Source organism: Rothia sp. HMSC066H02, assembly GCF_001814995.1.
Lineage (GTDB): Bacteria > Actinomycetota > Actinomycetes > Actinomycetales > Micrococcaceae > Rothia > Rothia mucilaginosa.
In genome coordinates this window covers 402,124-422,396 of record NZ_KV818688.1, presented here as the reverse complement: position 1 = coordinate 422,396, position 20,273 = coordinate 402,124, and the positions used below count along the sequence as shown (strand labels likewise).

Sequence of the window (20,273 nt, the reverse complement as noted above, 5' to 3'; positions counted from 1 at the left end):
ACCGTTACGCACACACCTTCTGATGACGCACTACGGCAGAACCTGTACACCACCAACGTGAAAGAACAGCGAGAGAATCATGGCGAAACAAAGCCGTCTGGCGGGTTTCCTCGGCCTGGAACGATACCAGAACGCTGAGACGACGCCGGAAGAATCCCCGCAGGCTGTGCAGGCTGACACCCGCAGGGAGGCAAACGCTTCCGCAGGGCAGGCTGCTACAGCACAGAAGACCGACAGCGCCAACAGGCTCTCAGCACTGCCCGGCTCGGCACAGTACAGCGATGCCGAGTCGCAGAGCGAAACCTACCACCCGCAGGACGAACCCGCCTATACTGAACAGGAAGAGTACCTGCAGGCTGATAGCTACGATGACGGTACAGAAACCGAGTATCTGGACGCAGAAGAATCTGCCGACGGACGAGCAACCGTAGATGCAGCGGCACACGCCACCGCTCATACACCTGAAACCACAGCTGATCTGGCAGAAACCGAGCAGACTTGGGACGATGCCAGCGCAGACAATTGGGAGGACACCCCGGTGCCGAATACCGAATACACCGAGCAGTACGCCGATACGTACTCCAACGACGGCTACTACGAACAGGGCTACGAGCCCGAAGAAACCAACGGATACACCTACGGTTACGAGGAAGAAGAGGACGAATTGCGTCGTATCACCACTATCCACCCCCGCTCCTACAATGACGCAAAGATCATTGGTGAGGCATTCCGCGAGAACATCCCCGTGATTATGAACGTGGAAGAAATGCCTGACGCAGACGCAAAGCGCCTGGTGGACTTCGCATCCGGTCTGGCATTCGCACTGGAGGGCCGCATTGAGCGCGTCACCGCTAAGGTGTTCCTGCTGACCCCCTCCAACCTGGAGGTCCTGGGCGTGGCTAACTCCGAGGTTCCCGCCGGCTTTGAGACCGACGGCGAATTCCCCTTCGACCAGGGCTAAGGACTGATAGATGGGTTATATTTTCGCCCTCATTACGATTATTCTGTACGTTCTCTACGTCTCCATGCTGCTGCGCATGCTCTTTGATTGGGTACGCATGTTTGCTCCGGGATGGCGCCCGAAGGGCATCGTTCTGCTCTTCGCTAGCGGCGTGTACGCGGTGACGGACTGGCCGATGAACCTGTTGCGTCGTCTGATTCCGCCGGTGCGTGTGGGTAACGTTGCGTTGGATACCGGTTTTCTGATTCTGATTGTTCTGCTGTCTTTCCTGCTGAACATCATGACGACGATTACCGCGAAGCTGTCCTAACGTAGCCCCTCCATCGGAGAGATACGAGAACTAGGCATGAGAGCCCCGCTTGCGCTTGGCATCCTGGCATGGGATGAAGCGCTGGCGGGGTTTTCTGTACCCAATTTCTGGGCCGAGAAGAACCTCCCGCGAGGAGGGGGGAGAGACGAATACAGCCGGCGTCGAATCATGCGAAATGCACCCGCGAGCAGATATCGAGCTTGATTACGGCGAGGATAGGGATAAACGCAGCGCGTGGTGAATCCCACCCTTGCGCTGAGCGAATATTTTACGATTCAACCGACGTATAACCGGGCACAGAAACCAAAGAATAGTAGAATTGGTGCCAACGACTGCATCGCGGCATAACCATGCCCTGAATCATCGGGACCCTAAAATATTGGGGCCACGCCCTATCTGGCTGGTGAATCCGCGGCACTCAACATCACCACCAAACCCCGTAGGGATACCCAGAGGAGAAGCCCATGGCAATCACCCCCGAAGACCTGATCACTAAGAGCTTCAAGATCGTCACCGAAGAGTCCGGTTACGACCGCAACGAGGTCGACGACTTCCTGGACGAGCTCGTTGTCGAACTGCGCGCACTGTACTCCGAGCGTGACGCTCTGGAGCGTCAGGTCGAGCAGCTCTCCGCAAACGCTCCCGAATCCCCCGCAGCGGCTGTGGCACCCGCACAGTCCTCGGCAGCACCGGCAGCAGCACCTCAGGACGCGGCGGCACTGCTCGCTATGGCTCAGAAGGTCCACGACGACTACGTGGCACAGGGCGAGAAGGCTAAGGCTGAACTACTCGAAGAGGCAGAGAAGAAGGCAGACGCTATGGTGAGCGAAGCTCAGCAGCAGCGCGAAGAGGTTCTCTCTCGCCTCACCGACGAGAAGGAAGAGCTGGAGATCGCTGTTGAGGCTCTGCGCGGCTTCGAGAGCCGTTACCGCTCCAAGCTGCTGCAGCACCTGGATGCACAGGTTCAGGAGCTGAAGAACCTCAAGTCCATCGAGGCTTCCGCATAAATCAGTTCGCTTGAATGAGCTAACGACGCTTTGAAGCGTATGCCGCCCGGATTCTTTCTCTTCCACCGCTATTCACCGGGGAAGATGGAGAGAACCGGGCGGTATTCTCATGCCTGCTCCGCCCGGCTTGAGAACACAGGATGAGAAGCGGGGGAGAGCACACGCCGAATACTCGATGCACTACCCCGATTTGCTAAGCTAGAGGGGCACTATCGAACGGTACCGCACCAGGTTTGCGTTCGGGCGCGTAGCAACCGGCACAGACTAGAGGAGAGCTATGACCAACACCCCCAAGACTGCTGAAGCCTCAGTCTCACACACCGCTACAAAGGCTGACGGACGCCGCGTGCGCATCCTCTCGGCTCGCTCTGCGGGCATCCTCGCGCTCGTGCTTGCCGCCGTCGTGTTCGCTATCGACCAGGGCACCAAATACCTGGTCGTCACCCAGATGCAGTTGGGGGAGCGCATCACCGTTATTGACGGGCTGCTGTGGTGGTACTCGATCCGTAACTCCGGTGCCGCGTTCAGCATGGGCGAGAACGTCACCTGGGTCTTCACCCTCGTCATGGTCGCCGCCGCAGCCGTGGTGCTCTACCTGCTGCGCCGCACCCGCGCCCTGTCCTGGACCCTCGCGCTAGGCGGACTGCTTGGCGGTATCTGCGGCAACCTTTTTGACCGTCTCTTCCGCGAGCCCGGCTTCGGCTCCGGTCACGTGGTCGACTTTATTTCCGTACCGAACTTCGCGATTTTCAATATTGCAGACTCCGCAATCTGCGTGTGCATGGCGTTCATCGTTCTGCTGAACTTCAAGGGCCTGAACCTCAACGGAACCCGTGTGCAGGCTGACGACAAGAATGCGGCAGGGAAGAGCACCAAGTAGCTCCCCGTTCCGGCATACGCGCCGACGGTTACGTTGCCGACACACGTGCCTACTAAGACGTTCTCACACAGACAACCCCTCACACAGACAACCAAAGTAAACACCACCCGAAGGAGAGCCGCATGAGCGAAACCACCAACGCCGCCGAAGATACGGCCCGCATCCGCGCCGAATTCACCGTTGAAGGCGCGCTCGCCGGTATGCGCCTGGACGCCGCGCTCGCCGGTGCCCTCGATGCGCCGCGCACCCGCACCTCCGGGTGGATTCGTGACGGCCACGTGACCGTGACCAACAACGGCAAGACCGTGAAGATTGGCAAGTCCTACAAGCTTTCCGCAGGCGATGAGGTCGTCGTCGATGCACCCGCACCGCGCGATCTGGCGGACATCCGCCCCGAGAAGGTGGACGGCTTCCGCATCGTGCATCTGGACGACGATATCGTTGTGGTGGACAAGCCCGCGGGCGTGGCGGCGCACCCCTCGCCGGGCTGGCACGGTCCCACCGTCATCTCCGCGCTCATGGGTGAGGGCATTTCGGTTGCTACCTCCGGCGCGGCAGAGCGCCAGGGCATTGTGCATCGCCTGGACGTGGGCACCAGCGGCCTGATGGTCGTAGCCCGCAGCGAACGCGCCTACACCGAACTCAAGCGAGCCTTCAAGGAACGCACCGTGGACAAGGTCTACCACACCCTCGTGCAGGGCCTGCCCGACCCGCTGCGCGGCACCATTGACGCACCCATCGGCCGCCACCCCGGCAACGAATGGAAGTTCGCCGTGGTCGAAGACGGCCGCAACTCCATCACCCACTACGATGTGCTCGAAGCCTTCGGCCCCGCATCCCTGGTAGAGGTGCACCTAGAAACCGGACGCACCCACCAGATTCGTGTGCACTTCTCCGCGCTGCGCCACCCCTGCTGCGGCGACCTGACCTACGGCGCCGACCCGCGCTTTAGTGCCGAACTGGGTCTGACCCGCCAGTGGCTGCACGCGCACCGCCTAGGCTTCGACCACCCCGGTACCGGAGAGCGCGTGACCTTCACCAGCGAGTACCCGCTCGACCTGTCCTACGCGCTGACCGCTCTGCGCGAGGGCAAAGTTCAGCTCGGCTAGACAACCCGGCTAGATATAGCCGTCCGCGGACCGCCGCACACAGCTTCACATTCACCGCCCATCCTCCAGCCCACACCTCCAGGAGATTCCCGTGGCAACCAAAGATTTTGCGCACCTGCACGTGCACACCGAGTACTCCATGCTCGACGGTGCCGCGCGCCTGGGCGACCTGTTCACCCACGCTAAAGAACTCGGCATGAAGTCCATGGCGACCAGTGACCACGGCTTCCTCTTTGGTGCCTTCGACTTCTGGCGCCAGGCTAAAGCGCACGACATCAAGCCCATCATTGGCGTGGAGGCGTACCTGACCCCCGGCACGCACCGCACCGACCGTTCACGTGTGCGCTGGGGCGACGGCTCCCGCGACGACGTGTCCGGTGGTGGCGCGTACACCCACATGACCATGTGGGCTGAAACCACTGAGGGCATGCACAACCTGTTCCGTGCATCCTCGATTGCGTCGCTGGAAGGTCAGCTGTACAAGCCGCGCATGGATCGTGAGGTGCTGCAGACCTACTCGAAGGGCCTGATCGCTACCACCGGTTGCCCCTCCGGCGAGATCCAGACGCGCCTGCGCCTGGGCCAGTTCGACGAGGCAATTCAGGCGGCGAGCGACTTCCGCGATATCTTCGGCAAGGACAACTTCTACTGCGAGGTCATGGACCACGGCCTCGACATTGAACGCAACGTGCAGGAGGATTTGCACCGCCTCGCCAAGCAGCTGAACCTGCCCTACGTGGCGACCAACGACCTGCACTACACCCGCCAGGAAGACCACACCGCCCACGCGGCGCTGCTGTGCGTGCAGTCCGGCTCGACCCTGACCGACCCCAAGCGCTTCAAGTTCGACGCGGATAACTTCTACCTGCGCTCGCCCGAGGAAATGTACTCCATTTTTGGTGACATTCCCGGTGCCTGCGAGAACACCCTCGAAATCGCTGAACGCTGCAACGTGGAGTTCAACACCAAGGCGAACTACATGCCGAACTTCCCCGTGCCCGAGGGTGAAAACGAGGAATCCTGGTTCGTGAAGGAAGTTGAAAAGGGCCTGCACTATCGCTTCCCGCAGGGTATCCCTGATGTTGTGCGCAAGCAGGCGGAGTACGAGGTGGGGGTTATTACCTCCATGGGCTTCCCCGGCTACTTCCTCGTGGTCGCCGACTTCATCAACTGGGCAAAGCGCAACGGCATCCGCGTGGGTCCGGGCCGTGGCTCCGGTGCAGGCTCGATGGTGGCGTACGCGATGCGCATTACCGAGCTGAACCCGCTCGACCACGACCTGATTTTCGAGCGATTCCTTAACCCCGACCGTGTCTCCATGCCCGACTTCGATGTGGATTTCGACGATCGTCGCCGCGGCGAGGTCATCGACTACGTGACCGATAAGTACGGTGAGGACAAGGTCGCGCAGATTGTCACCTTCGGCACCATTAAGGCGAAGCAGGCGCTCAAGGACGCCTCCCGCGTGATGGACCAGCCGTACTCGGTGGGCGAGCGCCTCACCAAGGCGATGCCGCCGGACGTCATGGGCAAGAACATTGCTCTGGCGAACGTGTACAACGAAGAGGATAAGCGCTACGCCGAGGCGGCAGATTTGCGCGCCCTCATTGAGGACCCGGTCGATAAGATTTACGGCCAGGTGTTCGAGACTGCGAAGGGCCTGGAGGGCCTGAAGCGTCAGTGGGGCGTGCACGCCGCGGGCGTGATTATGTCCAGCAAGAATCTGGTGGATGTGATTCCCGTGATGCGCCGCGAGGCTGACGGCCAGGTCATTACCCAGTTCGATTACCCCACCTGTGAGGGCCTGGGCCTGATCAAAATGGACTTCCTGGGTCTGCGTAACCTCACCATCATCTCCGATGCGGTGGAGAACATTAAGGTCAACCGAGGCATCGACCTGGACCTGGAATCCCTGTCTTTGGACGATCCGGAATCGTACCGTCTGCTGGCGCGCGGTGACACCCTCGGCGTGTTCCAGCTTGATGGCGGCCCGATGCGCTCGCTGCTCAAGCTCATGGAGCCTGAGGAGTTCGAGCACATTTCGGCAGTGTTGGCGCTGTACCGTCCGGGCCCGATGGGTGCGAACTCGCACACCAACTACGCTCTGCGTAAGAACGGTAAGCAGGAGATTGAGCCGATTCACCCTGAGCTGGAAGAGCCGCTGAAGGATATTCTGGACACCACCTACGGCCTGATCGTGTATCAGGAGCAGGTTATGGCGATTGCTCAGAAGGTCGCGAACTACACTCTGGGTGAGGCAGACTTGTTGCGCCGTGCGATGGGTAAGAAGAAGAAGGCGGAGCTGGATAAGCAGTACGCTACCTTCCACGACGGCATGATTTCTAACGGCTACTCTGAGGGCGCTGTTAAGGCGCTCTGGGATATTCTGCTGCCGTTCTCGGACTACGCGTTCAACAAGGCGCACACGGCTGCGTACGGTCTGGTATCGTACTGGACTGCGTACCTGAAGGCGCACTTCCCGCAGGAGTACATGGCTGCTCTGCTGACCAGTGTGGGCGATAACAAGGACAAGCTCGCACTGTACCTGAACGAGTGCCGCGCCATGGGCATTACCGTGCTCGCCCCGGACGTGAACGAGTCCACCCTGACGTTTGCCCCTGTCGGCGATGATATTCGCTTCGGTATGGGTGCGATTCGTAACGTGGGCGCGAACGTGGTTGAGGGCATGATTGCCGCCCGCGAGGAGAAGGGCCGTTACGAGTCCTTCAACGACTTCCTGAAGAAGGTGCCGCTGCAGGTGTGCAATAAGCGCACCATCGAGTCGCTCATTAAGGCGGGCGCTTTCGACGACCTGGGTCATACGCGCCGTTCCCTGTCCCTCATCCACGAGGCGGCAGTGGATGCCGCCGTGGCGGTCAAGCGTAAGGAGGCGGCGGGCCAGTTCGACCTCTTCGGCTCCCTCGGCATGGACGACGCCCTCGGCGACGAACTGACCGTGACCATCCCGGACGTGCCCGATTGGGATCGCCGCGAGAAGCTGAACTTTGAGCGTGACATGCTGGGCCTGTACGTTTCGGACCACCCGCTACGTGGCCTGGAGCGTGCGCTCTCGGATGCCGCAAGCCATTCGGTGCACGACATCATTGGTGAAGACTCGCACGTGCGCGACGGCGAAACCGTCACCGTTGCGGGCATGCTCACCGGCGTTTCGCGTCGTATCGCCAAGTCCAGCGGTAACCAGTACGCCTCCGTGGAGCTGGAAGACCCCTCGGGCGCAACCATTACGGTCATGTTCTTCTCCCGCGCCTACGAGACGATGGGCGCCGCCCTGGCGGACGACCTCATCTGCTCGATTCGTGGCCGCGTGCAGCGCCGCGACGACGGTAGCGTGAACATGAGCGCGCAGGAACTGCAGATCCTGGAAATCAGCGATGACGGCCGCGCCGCACCCATCACCATCGTGGTACCCGAGTACCTGGTGACCGAGGCGAACCTGAAGGAGCTGAAGGAGACCCTGCGCGACCACAAGGGCACCGCGGATGTGCGCATGCTCGTGCGCACCCGCGATAAGGAGCAGCTGGTGCTGCTGGATGCGAGCGTGCGCGTGGAACCGAACCCGAGCCTCTTCGGTGAAATCAAGACGATTTTCGGTCCGAGCTGCATTCGACGCTAACAACACGCCTCTATGAGGGGAATGACAGGGTGGATTCTGCATAGCAGAGTCCACCCTGAGCGTATATTCACTCACAACATACGGTGTATCCGCTCTATATCACGGTAGAATAGGTATAAATATTCTTGAGCGCTGTATACGCGGGCGCTAGCGCCCAGCCAAGGAGAAACGAATGTACTGCCCCTATTGCAAGCACACCGACTCGCGCGTGGTGGATTCCCGCACCACCGATGACGGCGCCGCAATTCGCCGCCGCCGCCAGTGCACCTCCTGCGCTCGCCGCTTCACGACCGTTGAAACCACCACCATTTCGGTGATTAAGCGTTCCGGCGTGACCGAGCCTTTTGACCGTTCGAAGATTGCCGCTGGCGTGCGTAAGGCATGCCAGGGCCGCCCCGTGGGTGAGGACGATTTGGCGAAGCTCGCCCAGGAGGTTGAGGAGCTGATTCGTGCTCGCGGTCTGGCGGAGATTAACGCGCACGAGGTGGGTCTGACCATCCTGGAGCCGCTGTCGAAGCTGGACGCGGTCGCCTACCTGCGTTTTGCGAGCGTGTACCAGGCGTTTGAGAACCTTGAAGACTTTGAGGAGGCGATTGCGCGTCTGCGTGAGGACCGCATCGCCCAGTAACTAGCTAGCACAGTAACTGACTAGCACAGCCACTAGCTAACCCAGTAGCTAATGAGCTCAGCCGCCGCTACATGCGCAGCGGCATACAGAAGGGACCGCCTTCCGAATGATTCGGAAGGCGGTCCCTTCATACGTATGTGAAGCGCTATCCGAGGCGGATAGCAGGAAGCAAGCCCTTATGCTTCGCCGCGGCGCTTGCGTTCCTGCAGCATGCCGCCAGCCCACAGCGCCGCACCCACAATACCCGCGTTGTTACGCAGGGCAGCCATGACCATGGGGGTACGAATCTGATCCTCAAAGTACGGCATGAACTTCTCCGGGTTCTTGGAGATGCCGCCGCCGATGATGAACAGGTCGGGGGAGAAGAGCATCTGAACGTGCTCGAAGTAGCGGTACAGGCGCTTGCCGTACTTCTTCCAGGACAGCTCGTGCACCTCGCGGGCACGAGCAGAAGCCTGAGACTCGGCGTTGTGGCCGTCAAGCTCCAGGTGACCCAGCTCGGTATTCGGGATCAGCTTACCGTCGTTGATGAGGGCGGAGCCGATGCCGGTGCCCAGGGTGATGACAGCGATCAGGCCGTCACGGTTACGGCCCTGACCGTAGGTTGCCTCAGCCAGACCGGCTGCGTCAGCGTCGTTGAGGCCGTAGACGGTGCGGCCGCCCAGAGCCTCGCTCATGACCTGCTCCAGGTCGGTGTTAATCCAGGAGTCGTCCACGTTCGCTGCGGAGAAGACCATGCCGTTCTTCACCACTGCGGGGAAGTCGATGCCGACAGCGGACTCGGGGTCCGGTGCCAGGTCGCGGCCCTGCAGCTCGTCCACTACACGGCGTACAACCTCAGCCACAGCCTCGGGGGTTGCGGGCTTGGGGGTGTCGATGCGGAAGCGGTCGGACACGAGGTTACCGGTGCGCAGGTCGACGATGCCGCCCTTAATGCCGGTGCCTCCAATGTCCACACCAATCTGCAGGTCCTTGGGGGTGGGGGCGGGCAGCTCGTTGATGACGCCGGGTTCTGCGTAATCGCTCATGGTTTTCTCTCTCTTTCACCCCGCCTACTGCCGTGTAACCTAAGGGAGTGGGCGGGCTTGTCAGTGGGTGAATTGATATAAAAGTGAGGGGCTGGGCTCGTACCTGCACAAGTAGGAAACCCAGAGGGCTGCGCTTAGGGCAGGGTCAGGATGTCCGCGCCGTCAGCGGTCACCACGAGGGTGTGCTCGAACTGCGCGGTGCGCTTGCGGTCGCGGGTGACCACGGTCCAGTCGTCATCCCACAGGTCCCATTCGATGGTGCCGAGGGTCAGCATGGGCTCGATTGTGAAAATCATACCCTCGCGAATCTCGGTGTCGTAGGCGGGTGCCGCATCGTAGTGGGGGATGATGAGGCCCGAGTGGAACTCGCGGCCCACACCGTGACCGGTGTAGTCGCGAACCACACCGTAACCGAAACGTGCCGCATACTTCTCAATGACGCGACCAATCACGTTGATCTGGCGGCCAGGCTTCACAGCCTTAATCGCACGGTTCAGGGACTCTTCGGTGCGCTCAACCAGCAGGCGGGACTCTTCGTCCACGTTGCCGACGAGCAGGGTCTTGTTGGTGTCGCCGTGCATGCCGTCCAGGTATGCGGTGACGTCCAGGTTGAGGATGTCGCCGTCCTCCAGCACGGTGGAGTCCGGGATGCCGTGGCAGATGACCTCGTTCAGGGAGGTGCACACGGACTTGGGGTAGCCGCGGTAATCCACGGTGGAGGGGTACGCGCCGTGGTCGCAAATGTATTCGTGGACCAGCACGTCAATCTCGTCGGTGGTGGTGCCGGGCACGCAAATCTTGGATGCTTCAACGATGGCGCCTGCCGCAATCTTGCCGGCTGCGCGAACCCGCTCAACTTCCTCGGGGGTGTACATGTTCGAGTCGTTACCCTCGTTGGCGGTGGGCTTACCCACGTACTCGGGGCGAACAATGTGCGAGGGGACCGGGCGCATGGGGGTGATGCGTCCGGGGGTCAGACAACCCACGGGTGCTCGACCGGGCTCTGCAGGAAGATTGTGCGAAGTATTCGTTTTGGTTGAAGACATAGTTTCATCTTACCGGGCGTGGGCGGGTTGTGTCCCTTGCTCAGGCGCTAAAAAGCGGCGGATACACAAGCCGTACCTTTTTCCCAGATTGTGAATAAAATTTCATGCACGCTAGAGGCAAAAACTGCGCGGGCGGAAAGCCGGAGTGGAAGGCAGAGACGGAAGACCGGGGCGGAAGACCGTGGAGGGGAAACGCCGTGAGAAGCTCCGCCCGCCTCATTGCCACGAACCTACGCGCGTGAGAAGCTAGAAACACCAACCCCTCACCGTCGAAGGAGAACCCATGAGTGAGAAGAAAAACCACCTGAGCGAAGCCATCGAATCGGCGGTCGAAAAGACCCTGAACTCCGCGACCGAAGCCACCAGCCCGCACCCCGAAGAGTACTGGTACAACCTCAAAACCGGTCAGGTTGAACGCGGTCAGCAGAGCGCCGTCACCTCCCTGTGGGGGCCCTTCAAAACCTACGAGGAGGCGGCACACGCCATGGACCGCGCCCGTGAACGCAACGACGCCTGGGAAAAGGACGGCGGCTGGCTCTAAAGAACGAGCACCCTCAGCCTTGCCCAACGTCCTCAGCAACGCTCAAGGCGCACGCCGCTCAACAGGCATACAGTCTGAGACGAATAGACCCCCGCACCCGGAGCACCGGATACGGGGGTCTTTCTTCTCAAGCTTTTCTTCATCAAGCTTTTCTTCTCAGCCTAAAGCCTACTCAAAAGTGTGCTCAGCCGCCGGGAACTCACCCGAACGAACCTGCTCACGATAAGCACGCGCAGCGTCCTCCATGACCTGGCCGACCTGCGCAAACTGCTTCACAAAACGCGGCACGCGACCGGAACGAACACCCATCATGTCCTGCCACACCAGCACCTGACCGGTGGTCACATTCGAGGCACCAATACCAATGGTCGGCACAGTGCCCACAGCCTCATCCACCAGCTGCGCAGTCTGGGTAGTCACCATCTCCATGAGCACGCAGAACGCGCCAGCCTCAGCCAGAGCCACCGCATCCTCACGAACACGCTCAGACGCATCGCCGCGGCCCTGCACACGGAAACCGCCCAGAGCATGCTCCGACTGCGGGGTGAAACCAACATGCGCCACCACCGGAATACCGGTACGCACCAGGGCACGAACCCACTCAGACATCGAAGCATCAGCCTCAATTTTGACCGCGTGCGCGCCGCCCTCCTTCATCAGGCGAACAGCGCTCGCCACCGCCTGCTGCGGGGACTGTTCATAGGAACCAAACGGCAGATCAGCGACCACCATGGCGCGGGATGCACCGCGGGAAACCGCCGCAACCAGCGGAATCATCTCATCCAGGGTAATGGTCAGGGTGGACTCGTAGCCGAGCACCACATTCGCCGCTGAATCACCCACCAGCAGCATGTCGATGCCGGCGCGATCAAAAATCTGCGCCGTCAGAGCGTCATAACAGGTCAGCATGGAGAACTTCTGACCGGTCGCCTTAGCCTGAGCCAGGTGAACGGTACGAACCTTCTTGACGGTGTCCAGGTCAAAAGGCTTCGATTCAGAAGCAGTCGCGGGAGCCGCCGCAGAGGTAGCGGCAGGCTGTGCCGCGTAGGGCGAAGAGATCTCGGAAGAACGCTCAGTAGTCATGCTGACTATTCTAACCCTGCACGGCTCCAACCTGGCGTACCGCTCACCACGAGGGAACAACTATGCCTAGTTCCAGATGAGGTTAATGTAGTAGGTCGGGAACGACGCAGCGGCGTTCTTATTCATCAGCTCCGGAACAGCGGAAGAAGCATCACTAAACTCACGCGGCAAATCGCGCTGAATGAGCGCCTGCTGCACCAGAGCATCCCAGTACAGCTGCATGATCGAATAGGTGCAGACTTCCTTCACGACGTCCTCCGCGTAGGACTCCCACGCCGGGAGCGCCGCATCGTTATCGAAGAAACCCTCATAGCCCTGAGACAGGCCCGTATCGCAGGCGTTCACCGCGTTCTTCGCGTACTGCAGCCAATAGCTGCGGCTCAGCTCATCGGTGGTGTTGAAAGTAAACGCCTCATAGTCTGCCTTCAGCAGGGCGTAAGACGCCTGAATAGAACCGGCAAGCGGGGCGTGCGAAGAGAAGACAATAACGTCCAGAAGAGCAGCGATGTACTCCATCTGCACCTTCTCGTACGCAATGCCGGAAGGCTGGACCGGACCAGAATGCATCTGCACCAGCGCCTCCACCGCGTTGATGAAACGCTCAACGTCGGCGGTCGCCTTCACCATCAGATTCAGCAGACGCTGAACACACTGATAATCCTCAGAGATCTGCGAGAACACGCCAAAGGACAGGACGCCACGCTCAGAAGCAGCCGCCGCCAGAATCTGGCTCGTCAACCGCTGGCTCTCCGCCTCCGCCTTCGCCACGCTCAGCAGTAGGGCACCGCAATACGCCAGGGCGCGGCCATCCACCAGCTGAGGCTGCTGCCGATGCAACGGCAGAAGACGCTCATGAATCTGACGGAAAATAGCGCTCTGCGTCAGAGCCTTCTTGCCCAGCTCCTCAGTCTTCAACAGCACAGTATCCGCCGAGAAATCACGCGGCACGAAACGACGAGCATCCGGCGCAGTAAACGGCGAATAGGGGCGGCCCATCACCGGCTGCAACAGCGACATCGTGGTAAACAGTGAAAAACGAGCCGCCACCGGGTACAGCGAATCCGGGTAGTTCGGCGCATCCGGCGCGTTGACACGCTCCGTACACAGAGTCAACCAGGTCTGCTCCACCGCACGATCAGACGTAATGCCAACACCCATACCCAGGATGCTCTCGCCGAACGCTTCCGACGGAAGCTTGCCGGGGTTCATGGCACGCGCCTGCATGAGCGCCACAGCCAGCTCAACCGTATAGTTCGTGCGGCGCTTCTTGCCCGCCTCGTCAAGGTGCTGGAACGGACGCACGCCCGCAATCTTCTGACCGCGCGCCAGCGTATGCAGCTCCTTATTCATGGCGAACTGCTGCGGGTTACGCTGCATCATCTTCGACACCTCGTAAGCGCTCTTACGGTTCAGCTTCTCACGGCGCTGAGCACCCTCAGCCGACAGCGCATCATACTTGCCACGGCTTGCGTGAACGTACCAGGCACGAAATATCTGAAGCGGCAAGAAGAAGAAAGTGTACTTCCACGACCAGCTAAAAATAATGACCGGAATAGCCGCGCTCGACCCCAAACGACCCGTATAACCGGTCCAAATGAACTCCACAAACGCACCAACCAGCGCCCACAACGCCACGGTGCGGGTCCTAAACGCCACACGGGAGGGGCGGTCCAGCAGATAGGTCGCACCACCGGTCTTGTTATTCTTCATGACTGTCGGGCCAAAGACCGCAACCGCAAAAAGACAGACCAGATACAACACCAAGAAAACAATGGGGGCGGCAATAAGTAGCAGCCACTCAAGCCCGGTGGGGTCAGCAGCAACCAGTGTGCTCGCCGCTAGAGGAATCTGTGCGGGCGCCACCTGTGCGGGCAGCGCCTGCGAAGCTGATGAGAGAAGAACGGAATGTAGCATACCCCCATTATCGCAAGGCGACCCCGACCACGCCCCGCGAACCGTCATCTGCCAGGTATCTGAACACAACCATATGCTAGGTATCTGAACACAACCCGCACCGCAGAAAGCGGGGGGAGCGGCCCCCGGCACCGCCCAGAATCTGAGCTACCGCGGCACACGAAAAGAGAATTTACACAAACGAAACCTCCCACCCACCCGCCACAGGGCAGAACCCGATAGGCTAGATAACAACAGGACACACGCCGGGGCAAGGAGGCGCCAGCACCGCTGGTACACAACCCGCCGCAACCCCTTGGAACCCCAAGGGACATGCAGGACCTTCCGCAACAGGGTCTTCCTCACCTCGGCAACAAATTTAGCGCGCCTCCGCCACCCACAGACGGGTACCACGCGGATGCGCGCCCGCACCGAGAGGGCAACTCATGGACCGCCAACAGGAATTCGTACTGCGCACCATCGAAGAGCGCGACATCCGCTTCATCCGCCTCTGGTTCACCGACGTGGTCGGCACCCTCAAATCCGTTGCGCTCGCACCGGCTGAAGTAGAAAGCGCCTTCGATGAGGGCCTGGGCTTTGACGGCTCCTCGATTGAGGGTTTCTCCCGCATCTACGAATCCGACATGTTGCTGCAGCCGGACCCCTCCACCTTCCAGATCCTGCCCTGGCGCGGCGAGGAAGACTACACCTCCCGCATGTTCTGTGACGTGCTCACCCCCGACGGTGAGATCAGCGCCTCCGACACCCGCGGCGTGCTCAAGCGCGTGCTCAACAAGGCTGCGGAGATGGGCTTCACCTGCTACACCTCGCCCGAAATTGAGTTCTACCTGCTCGAATCCTCCAAGCTCGGCGCCGACGGATTCCCCGTGCCCGTGGATTACGAATCCTACTTCGACCACACCCCCGGCGGCATCGTGCAGGACTTCCGCCGCAAGGCAGTGACCATGCTCGAAGAAGTCGGTATCTCCGTCGAATTCAGCCACCACGAAACCGGCCCCGGCCAGAACGAAATCGACCTGCGCCACGCCGACGCCCTGCAGACCGCCGACAACGTCATGACCTTCCGCACCGTCATCAAGGAAGTCGCCTACTCGCTCGGCATGTACGCAACCTTCATGCCCAAGCCCTTCACCAAGTACGCCGGCAGCGGCATGCACACCCACTTCTCCCTCTTCGAAGGCGACACCAACGCATTCTTCGAAGCCGGTGCCGAATACCAGCTGTCCAAGACCGCACGCCACTTCATCGCCGGTGTGCTCAAGCACGCCCCCGAATTCACCGCGGTCACCAACCAGTTCATCAACTCCTACAAGCGCCTCTGGGGCGGCGGCGAGGCACCCTCCTACGTCTCCTGGGGCCACAACAACCGCTCCGCCCTCGTGCGTGTGCCCCTGTACAAACCGAACAAGATGCAGTCTGCCCGTATCGAGTACCGTGGCCTGGACTCGGCATCGAACCCGTACCTCGCCTACGCGGTGATTCTCGCAGCAGGTCTGAAGGGCATCGAAAACGAGTACCCGCTCATGCCCGCCGTGACCGAAGACCTCGCCGCCATGACCAACGCTGAACGCCGCGCCATGGGCTACAACCCGCTGCCCGCGTCCTTGCGTGAAGCCATCAATATCACCGAAGAATCCGAGTTCATGGCGGAGGTCCTGGGCGAGCAGGTCTTCGAGCAGTTCCTGCGCAATAAGCGCGCCGATTGGGATCAGTACCAGGCTCAGGTGACCCCGTACGAGCTCAAGCACAACCTCGGTATTCTCTAAATGAGTAACCGCTGACAGCCTCAGGGCGGTACCCGCTACCGGTAACACACCGGCGGGTGCCGCCCACAGGTCTATCAAATGCACCTATCGGCTGCGCGGTTCACCGCCGATTTTTGCCGCCGAAATTTATACTCTCCACCCCGGATCTACTCTCCACCCACAGTTCTCTAACCCCAGTTCTCTACCCACGGTTCTCACGCTATGACTGACAGCTCCCACTACCCGGCCACCGGGCTCATCCGCATTATCGACCCCGCCAAAGAACCCAAACCGCTCACCGACATCGCCCCCGACGCACTCGACGACGAGCAACGCGCCGAAGCCGAACGCAAAGCCCAGCTACGCCTGCGCACCCGCATGATCGCCACCGGCTTCCACGACCCGTCCAAGGCAGAACGCTGGCTCAACGCCCCCGAACTGAAGCACGTCTCGCAGGATGCGCTCTTTGCCGGGCTGCGCCTCGCCCCCTCACCGGATATTGCCCTGCCCGCCCTCGTGCGCCTCATCGAGAAGCACCCGGCGGTCGCCGAACGCGCCAACCGCGGCGACAAAGAATTCGGCATGTATCGCCTGCTCGGCGCGTCCCAGGCGATTGGCGATTTTCTCTACCGCCGCCCCGAACACATTGACCCGCTCTTCGACACGCAGGTGTACCCGGCTGAGAGCGCGCTGATTCGCTCCCAGCACCCGGCGTCGATTCTGCCGGAAACCGACGGGGAATTTCTGACCCCCATCGCACCGTTGGACACCCCCTACCGCCGCGACATCCTCACCGCCCTCGGCGCCGACCCCCACGCGGAGCGCCCGCGCGCTGCCGCCGAACAGACCGGCAAAGACGGCTACGTGACCCTGCGCGTCGCCTACCGCGCCGCCCTGGCGCGCATCGCCCTGCTCGACGTGTGCTGCGAAGACCCGGTCGAAATGATGCCCACCATCGGTCGTCACCTCGCCGATTTGGCTGCCGCCGCGCTGGAGGGTGCGCTCGCCATTGCACGCACCGAAGTGGCGGAGGGGCTGGGCCCCGGCCTGGCGGCTCCTCGCCGAGGCGAAGCCGTAGATGCCCTGGACTTGGCGATTATCGGCATGGGTAAGTGCGGTGCCCGCGAGCTGAACTATATCTCTGACGTTGATGTAGTGTACGTGGTTGCGCCCGTAGAACCCGCCGCCGCTGGCGCCGTGCCCAATGCCGGGGCAGAGGGGGAGAGCGCCCCGCTCAAGCTCACCGAGAACGAATGTTCCACCATCGGCACGGAACTCGTGCACGCCCTCACCCGCGCCATCATGGGCCCCGCACCCGAACCCGCCCTCTGGGAGGTCGACGCGAACCTACGCCCCGAAGGTAAGGACGGCCCGCTCGTTCGCACCGTCGAATCCTACGTTCAGTACTACAAGCGCTGGGCGGAAAACTGGGAGTTCCAGGCGCTGCTCAAGGCGCGCCCCATCGCCGGTTCGGCGCAGCTGGGCACCCGCTACGCCCGCGCCATTGACCCCTTCGTGTGGGAGTCCGCTGGCCGTGAATCCTTCGTGGAATCCGTGCAGGCGATGCGCGCCCGCGTGACCGACAATATTCCCTCGAACCAGGTGGACCGCCAGATTAAGCTGGGCCCGGGCGGCCTGCGCGATATCGAGTTCACCGTGCAGCTGCTGCAGCTCGTGCACGGTCGAACCGACCCCGCCGTACGCACCAAATCCACCGTGGATTCCCTCGCGGCGCTGACCGCCGTCAGCTACATTAGCCGCACCGACGCCGAAGCGTTCAGCCGCGACTACAAGAAGCTGCGCGTGCTCGAGCACCGCATCCAACTGCAGCAGCTGCGCCGCACCCACCTGATGCCCGAGAAGGACGCCGAACAGCGCGCCCTCGCCCGCTCGATTCTCTCCCCGGAACGCAACGGCACGCTCTCCGCCGAGCAGATGCTCAAGGCGTGGCAGAAAATTAAACGGAACGTCCGTTCACTGCACGAGCGGATCTTCTTCCGCCCGTTGCTCGCCGCCGTCTCCACGCTCAGCCGCGACGAAGTAGTGCTCAGCGAGCAGGCGGCACAGGACCGCCTCGCAGCCCTCGGCTACCGCGACCCGCGCGGCGCCATGCGCCACATCAAGGCACTCACCACGGGACTTTCCCGCAGTGCAGACATTCAGCGGCACCTCATGCCCGTGCTACTGGGCTGGTTCGCCCGCGGCGTGGACGCGGATGCCGGTCTGCTCGGATTCCGTATCGTCTCCGAATCGCTCGGCAGCACCAGCTGGTACCTGCGCATGCTCCGCGACTCACCCGCAGCCGCAGAACGCCTCAGCCAGCTACTCTCCAGCTCGCGCCCCATGACCGACCTGTTGGAGGACGCTTCCGCCTCCATCGCCTGGCTGGACAAGGTCGCCGACCTCAAACCGCTGGGGGAGGAAGCGCTCGCCTCCGAGATTTCCTCCCTGCTGGCACGCCATGCGGACGCCGCCGAGGCGATGCGCGCCGTGCGCTACCTGCGCCGCCGCGAAACCCTGCGCACCGCCATGGGCTGGACCCTGGGCATCGTCGACGTTGAGGACACCTGCGCCGGTCTTGCCGCCATCGACGAGTGCACAATCGGTGCGGCGCTGCAGATTGCCCTGCGTGAACTCCAAACGGCACCGGAAGGCGCTGAGGGTGCGGAGGCTGAGGATGCAACGGGGGAGAAGCTACTCACCCGCATCGCCGTCATCGGCATGGGCCGCCTCGGTGGCGCCGAGAACGGCTTCGGCTCCGACGCGGACGTCATGTTCGTCCATGAACCCCTCGACGGGGCCGACGAAGACGCCGCACAGGAACAGGCGGCACGCATCGTCAACCGCACCCTGACGCTCCTCAAACAGCCCGTCAAACCCGCCATTCGCGCCGAACGGCCCCTCGAAGTGGACGCCGACCTGCGCCCCGAAGGCAAGCAGGGTGCTATCGTGCGCTCGCTGGACTCCTACCGCTCCTACTACGAACGCTGGGCGGAAACCTGGGAGTTCCAAGCGCTCACCCGCGCCCGCCCCATCGCGGGCGACGAGGCGCTCGGCGAGGCTTTCGTGGAGCTCATCGACCCGTACCGCTACCCGGTAGCCTTCGCGCCCGAACAGGTGCAGCAGATTCGCCGTATGAAGGCGCGCGTTGAGAACGAACGCATGCCGCACGGCGCCGACCGCACCCGCCAGCTCAAGCTCGGCCGCGGCGGACTCTCCGACGTGGAGTGGCTGGTCCAGCTCGTACAGCTACGCCACGCGCACGCCGTGCCGGGGTTGCGCACAACCTCCACCCTGAAGGCGCTAAACGCCGCGGTCGAGGCGGGACTGGTCGAAGCCGCGGACGCTGAAATCCTCAGCGGCGCCTGGCTACTCGCCACGAAGATTCGCGGCGGCAACGTGCTGCGCGGCGTACGCCAATCCGACACCCTGCCCTCGGGACGCGCCGACCTGGAAGCAATCGCCCGCTGGTGCGGATACCCCGCCGGTAGCGCACGCGCCCTCGAAGAGGACTACCTGCGCCAAACCCGTAACGCCCGCAAGGTCTACGAACGACTCTTCTTCGAAGAACTCTAGAGGCTCCAGAAAACATGAGCCTGGCGTTTTCGCCGGTGCGGATTTCTGATGCGGATTTCATAGGGGGAGGGGCGGGGAACCTGGTTCCCCGCCCCTCCTTTTCGTGTCCTTGCGAAAAATTTTGCGGACGTTCTGCAGACATCGTGGCGGGCATCGTGTGCTCGCCGCCGCCCTCACGGGAACAGTAACCACCCCAAAACCCCGAAAATGTGACCGGCACCATGAAAATAAATTTTGCTCACACACCTCAAAAACGAGCCCAAATACCCCGTTCTGCCCCGGAAACACGCGGAACACAAGGTGATCTGCAAAGGATTTGGCAAACACTCAAAAACCCCGTATAGTATTTACCTGTCAGCACGACGGAGCGAAAAACTCCAACGGAATGATTCAAATTGAATACGCTGATATGCGGTTGTAGCTCAGTTGGTAGAGCACCACCTTGCCAAGGTGGATGTCGCGAGTTCAAGTCTCGTCAACCGCTCGTAAGGACTCCAAGAGTTCGAACGCGTTCCCTTGTGGAGCGTATGCGGTGAGGTGGTCGAGTGGTTAGGCAGCGGCCTGCAAAGCCGTGTACGCGGGTTCGAATCCCGTCCTCACCTCGCAACAAAACAACTGTTTTGTGAGCGCGATTGGCGCAGCGGTAGCGCGCTTCCCTGACACGGAAGAGGTCACTGGTTCGATCCCAGTATCGCGCACAGATGAAGCCCTGATTCTTCGGAATCAGGGCTTTTGTGTTTAACTTTTTGGTTTTAAGGAGGGAAGGTGCTCCTCCTTGTTCCTACAGGGAACCCGCCCTCGCTTCGCTTCG

Annotated in this window: 13 protein-coding genes, 3 tRNA genes and 1 pseudogene; 13 read left to right on the top strand and 4 right to left on the bottom strand. The window is 61.5% G+C overall.

Going from position 1 to position 20,273, the window contains the following annotated elements; translation table 11 throughout:
* Nucleotides 1-649: 649 nt before the first annotated feature.
* From HMPREF2999_RS09620 to nrdR, 7 genes and pseudogenes are all read left to right on the top strand, one after another.
* A pseudogene (locus tag HMPREF2999_RS09620) lies at nt 650-961 on the top strand (cell division protein SepF); the annotation flags it as partial.
* Between the two features lie 10 nt (nt 962-971).
* Entirely contained in the window at nt 972-1,271 is a 300-nt protein-coding gene (locus tag HMPREF2999_RS08920) for a YggT family protein (protein ID WP_005507764.1), read from the top strand.
* Between the two features lie 464 nt (nt 1,272-1,735).
* Nucleotides 1,736-2,278, top strand: a complete 543-nt coding sequence (locus HMPREF2999_RS08915; RefSeq protein WP_049354874.1) for a DivIVA domain-containing protein — start codon at nt 1,736-1,738, stop codon at nt 2,276-2,278.
* A gap of 277 nt (nt 2,279-2,555) precedes the next feature.
* On the top strand, nt 2,556-3,158 hold the full coding sequence (lspA, locus tag HMPREF2999_RS08910) for a signal peptidase II (protein ID WP_049354873.1): 603 nt from the start codon (nt 2,556-2,558) through the stop codon (nt 3,156-3,158).
* A 122-nt stretch (nt 3,159-3,280) separates the two neighbouring features.
* Nucleotides 3,281-4,267, top strand: coding sequence for an RluA family pseudouridine synthase (locus HMPREF2999_RS08905; RefSeq protein WP_005507767.1), 987 nt, complete (start codon nt 3,281-3,283; stop codon nt 4,265-4,267).
* A 91-nt stretch (nt 4,268-4,358) separates the two neighbouring features.
* The gene (gene dnaE, locus HMPREF2999_RS08900) at nt 4,359-7,901 is read left to right on the top strand and encodes a DNA polymerase III subunit alpha (RefSeq protein WP_070675016.1); all 3,543 of its coding nucleotides are present in this window, start codon (nt 4,359-4,361) and stop codon (nt 7,899-7,901) included.
* Between the two features lie 172 nt (nt 7,902-8,073).
* Nucleotides 8,074-8,529, top strand: a complete 456-nt coding sequence (gene nrdR, locus HMPREF2999_RS08895; RefSeq protein WP_005506525.1) for a transcriptional regulator NrdR — start codon at nt 8,074-8,076, stop codon at nt 8,527-8,529.
* 176 nt (nt 8,530-8,705) lie between these two features.
* Here nrdR and ppgK read toward each other — a convergent pair whose 3' ends face one another.
* Both ppgK and map read right to left on the bottom strand, forming a co-directional pair.
* Nucleotides 8,706-9,557 carry a polyphosphate--glucose phosphotransferase gene (gene ppgK, locus HMPREF2999_RS08890; RefSeq protein WP_070675019.1) on the bottom strand — a complete coding sequence of 284 codons (852 nt, stop codon included), beginning with the start codon at nt 9,555-9,557 and terminating at the stop codon, nt 8,706-8,708.
* 134 nt (nt 9,558-9,691) lie between these two features.
* Nucleotides 9,692-10,603 carry a type I methionyl aminopeptidase gene (map, locus tag HMPREF2999_RS08885; RefSeq protein ID WP_005506520.1) on the bottom strand — a complete coding sequence of 304 codons (912 nt, stop codon included), beginning with the start codon at nt 10,601-10,603 and terminating at the stop codon, nt 9,692-9,694.
* Between the two features lie 283 nt (nt 10,604-10,886).
* Between map and HMPREF2999_RS08880 the strand changes: the two genes are divergently transcribed.
* Complete coding sequence (locus HMPREF2999_RS08880) at nt 10,887-11,144, top strand: hypothetical protein (RefSeq protein WP_083315065.1); 258 nt, start codon at nt 10,887-10,889, stop codon at nt 11,142-11,144.
* A 168-nt stretch (nt 11,145-11,312) separates the two neighbouring features.
* On the opposite strand, the gene panB is transcribed toward HMPREF2999_RS08880, so the two are convergent.
* Together panB and HMPREF2999_RS08870 are read right to left on the bottom strand one after the other, a co-directional pair.
* Nucleotides 11,313-12,227 (bottom strand): 3-methyl-2-oxobutanoate hydroxymethyltransferase, encoded by a 915-nt coding sequence (gene panB / locus HMPREF2999_RS08875; protein WP_070675022.1) that lies wholly within the window; start codon nt 12,225-12,227, stop codon nt 11,313-11,315.
* Between the two features lie 66 nt (nt 12,228-12,293).
* The gene (locus HMPREF2999_RS08870; RefSeq protein ID WP_070675026.1) at nt 12,294-14,141 is read right to left on the bottom strand and encodes a geranylgeranyl pyrophosphate synthase; all 1,848 of its coding nucleotides are present in this window, start codon (nt 14,139-14,141) and stop codon (nt 12,294-12,296) included.
* Nucleotides 14,142-14,566: 425 nt separating this feature from the next.
* Between HMPREF2999_RS08870 and glnA the strand changes: the two genes are divergently transcribed.
* From glnA to HMPREF2999_RS08845, 5 genes are all read left to right on the top strand, one after another.
* Complete coding sequence (glnA, locus tag HMPREF2999_RS08865; protein ID WP_012903787.1) at nt 14,567-15,907, top strand: type I glutamate--ammonia ligase; 1,341 nt, start codon at nt 14,567-14,569, stop codon at nt 15,905-15,907.
* Between the two features lie 201 nt (nt 15,908-16,108).
* The gene (locus HMPREF2999_RS08860) at nt 16,109-19,462 is read left to right on the top strand and encodes a bifunctional [glutamine synthetase] adenylyltransferase/[glutamine synthetase]-adenylyl-L-tyrosine phosphorylase (protein WP_210399548.1); all 3,354 of its coding nucleotides are present in this window, start codon (nt 16,109-16,111) and stop codon (nt 19,460-19,462) included.
* 411 nt (nt 19,463-19,873) lie between these two features.
* Nucleotides 19,874-19,946: transfer RNA gene (locus HMPREF2999_RS08855), tRNA-Gly, on the top strand.
* A gap of 47 nt (nt 19,947-19,993) precedes the next feature.
* Nucleotides 19,994-20,064, top strand: a tRNA-Cys gene (locus tag HMPREF2999_RS08850).
* A gap of 24 nt (nt 20,065-20,088) precedes the next feature.
* A tRNA-Val gene (locus HMPREF2999_RS08845) sits at nt 20,089-20,160 on the top strand.
* The last annotated feature ends 113 nt before the right edge of the window (nt 20,161-20,273 follow it).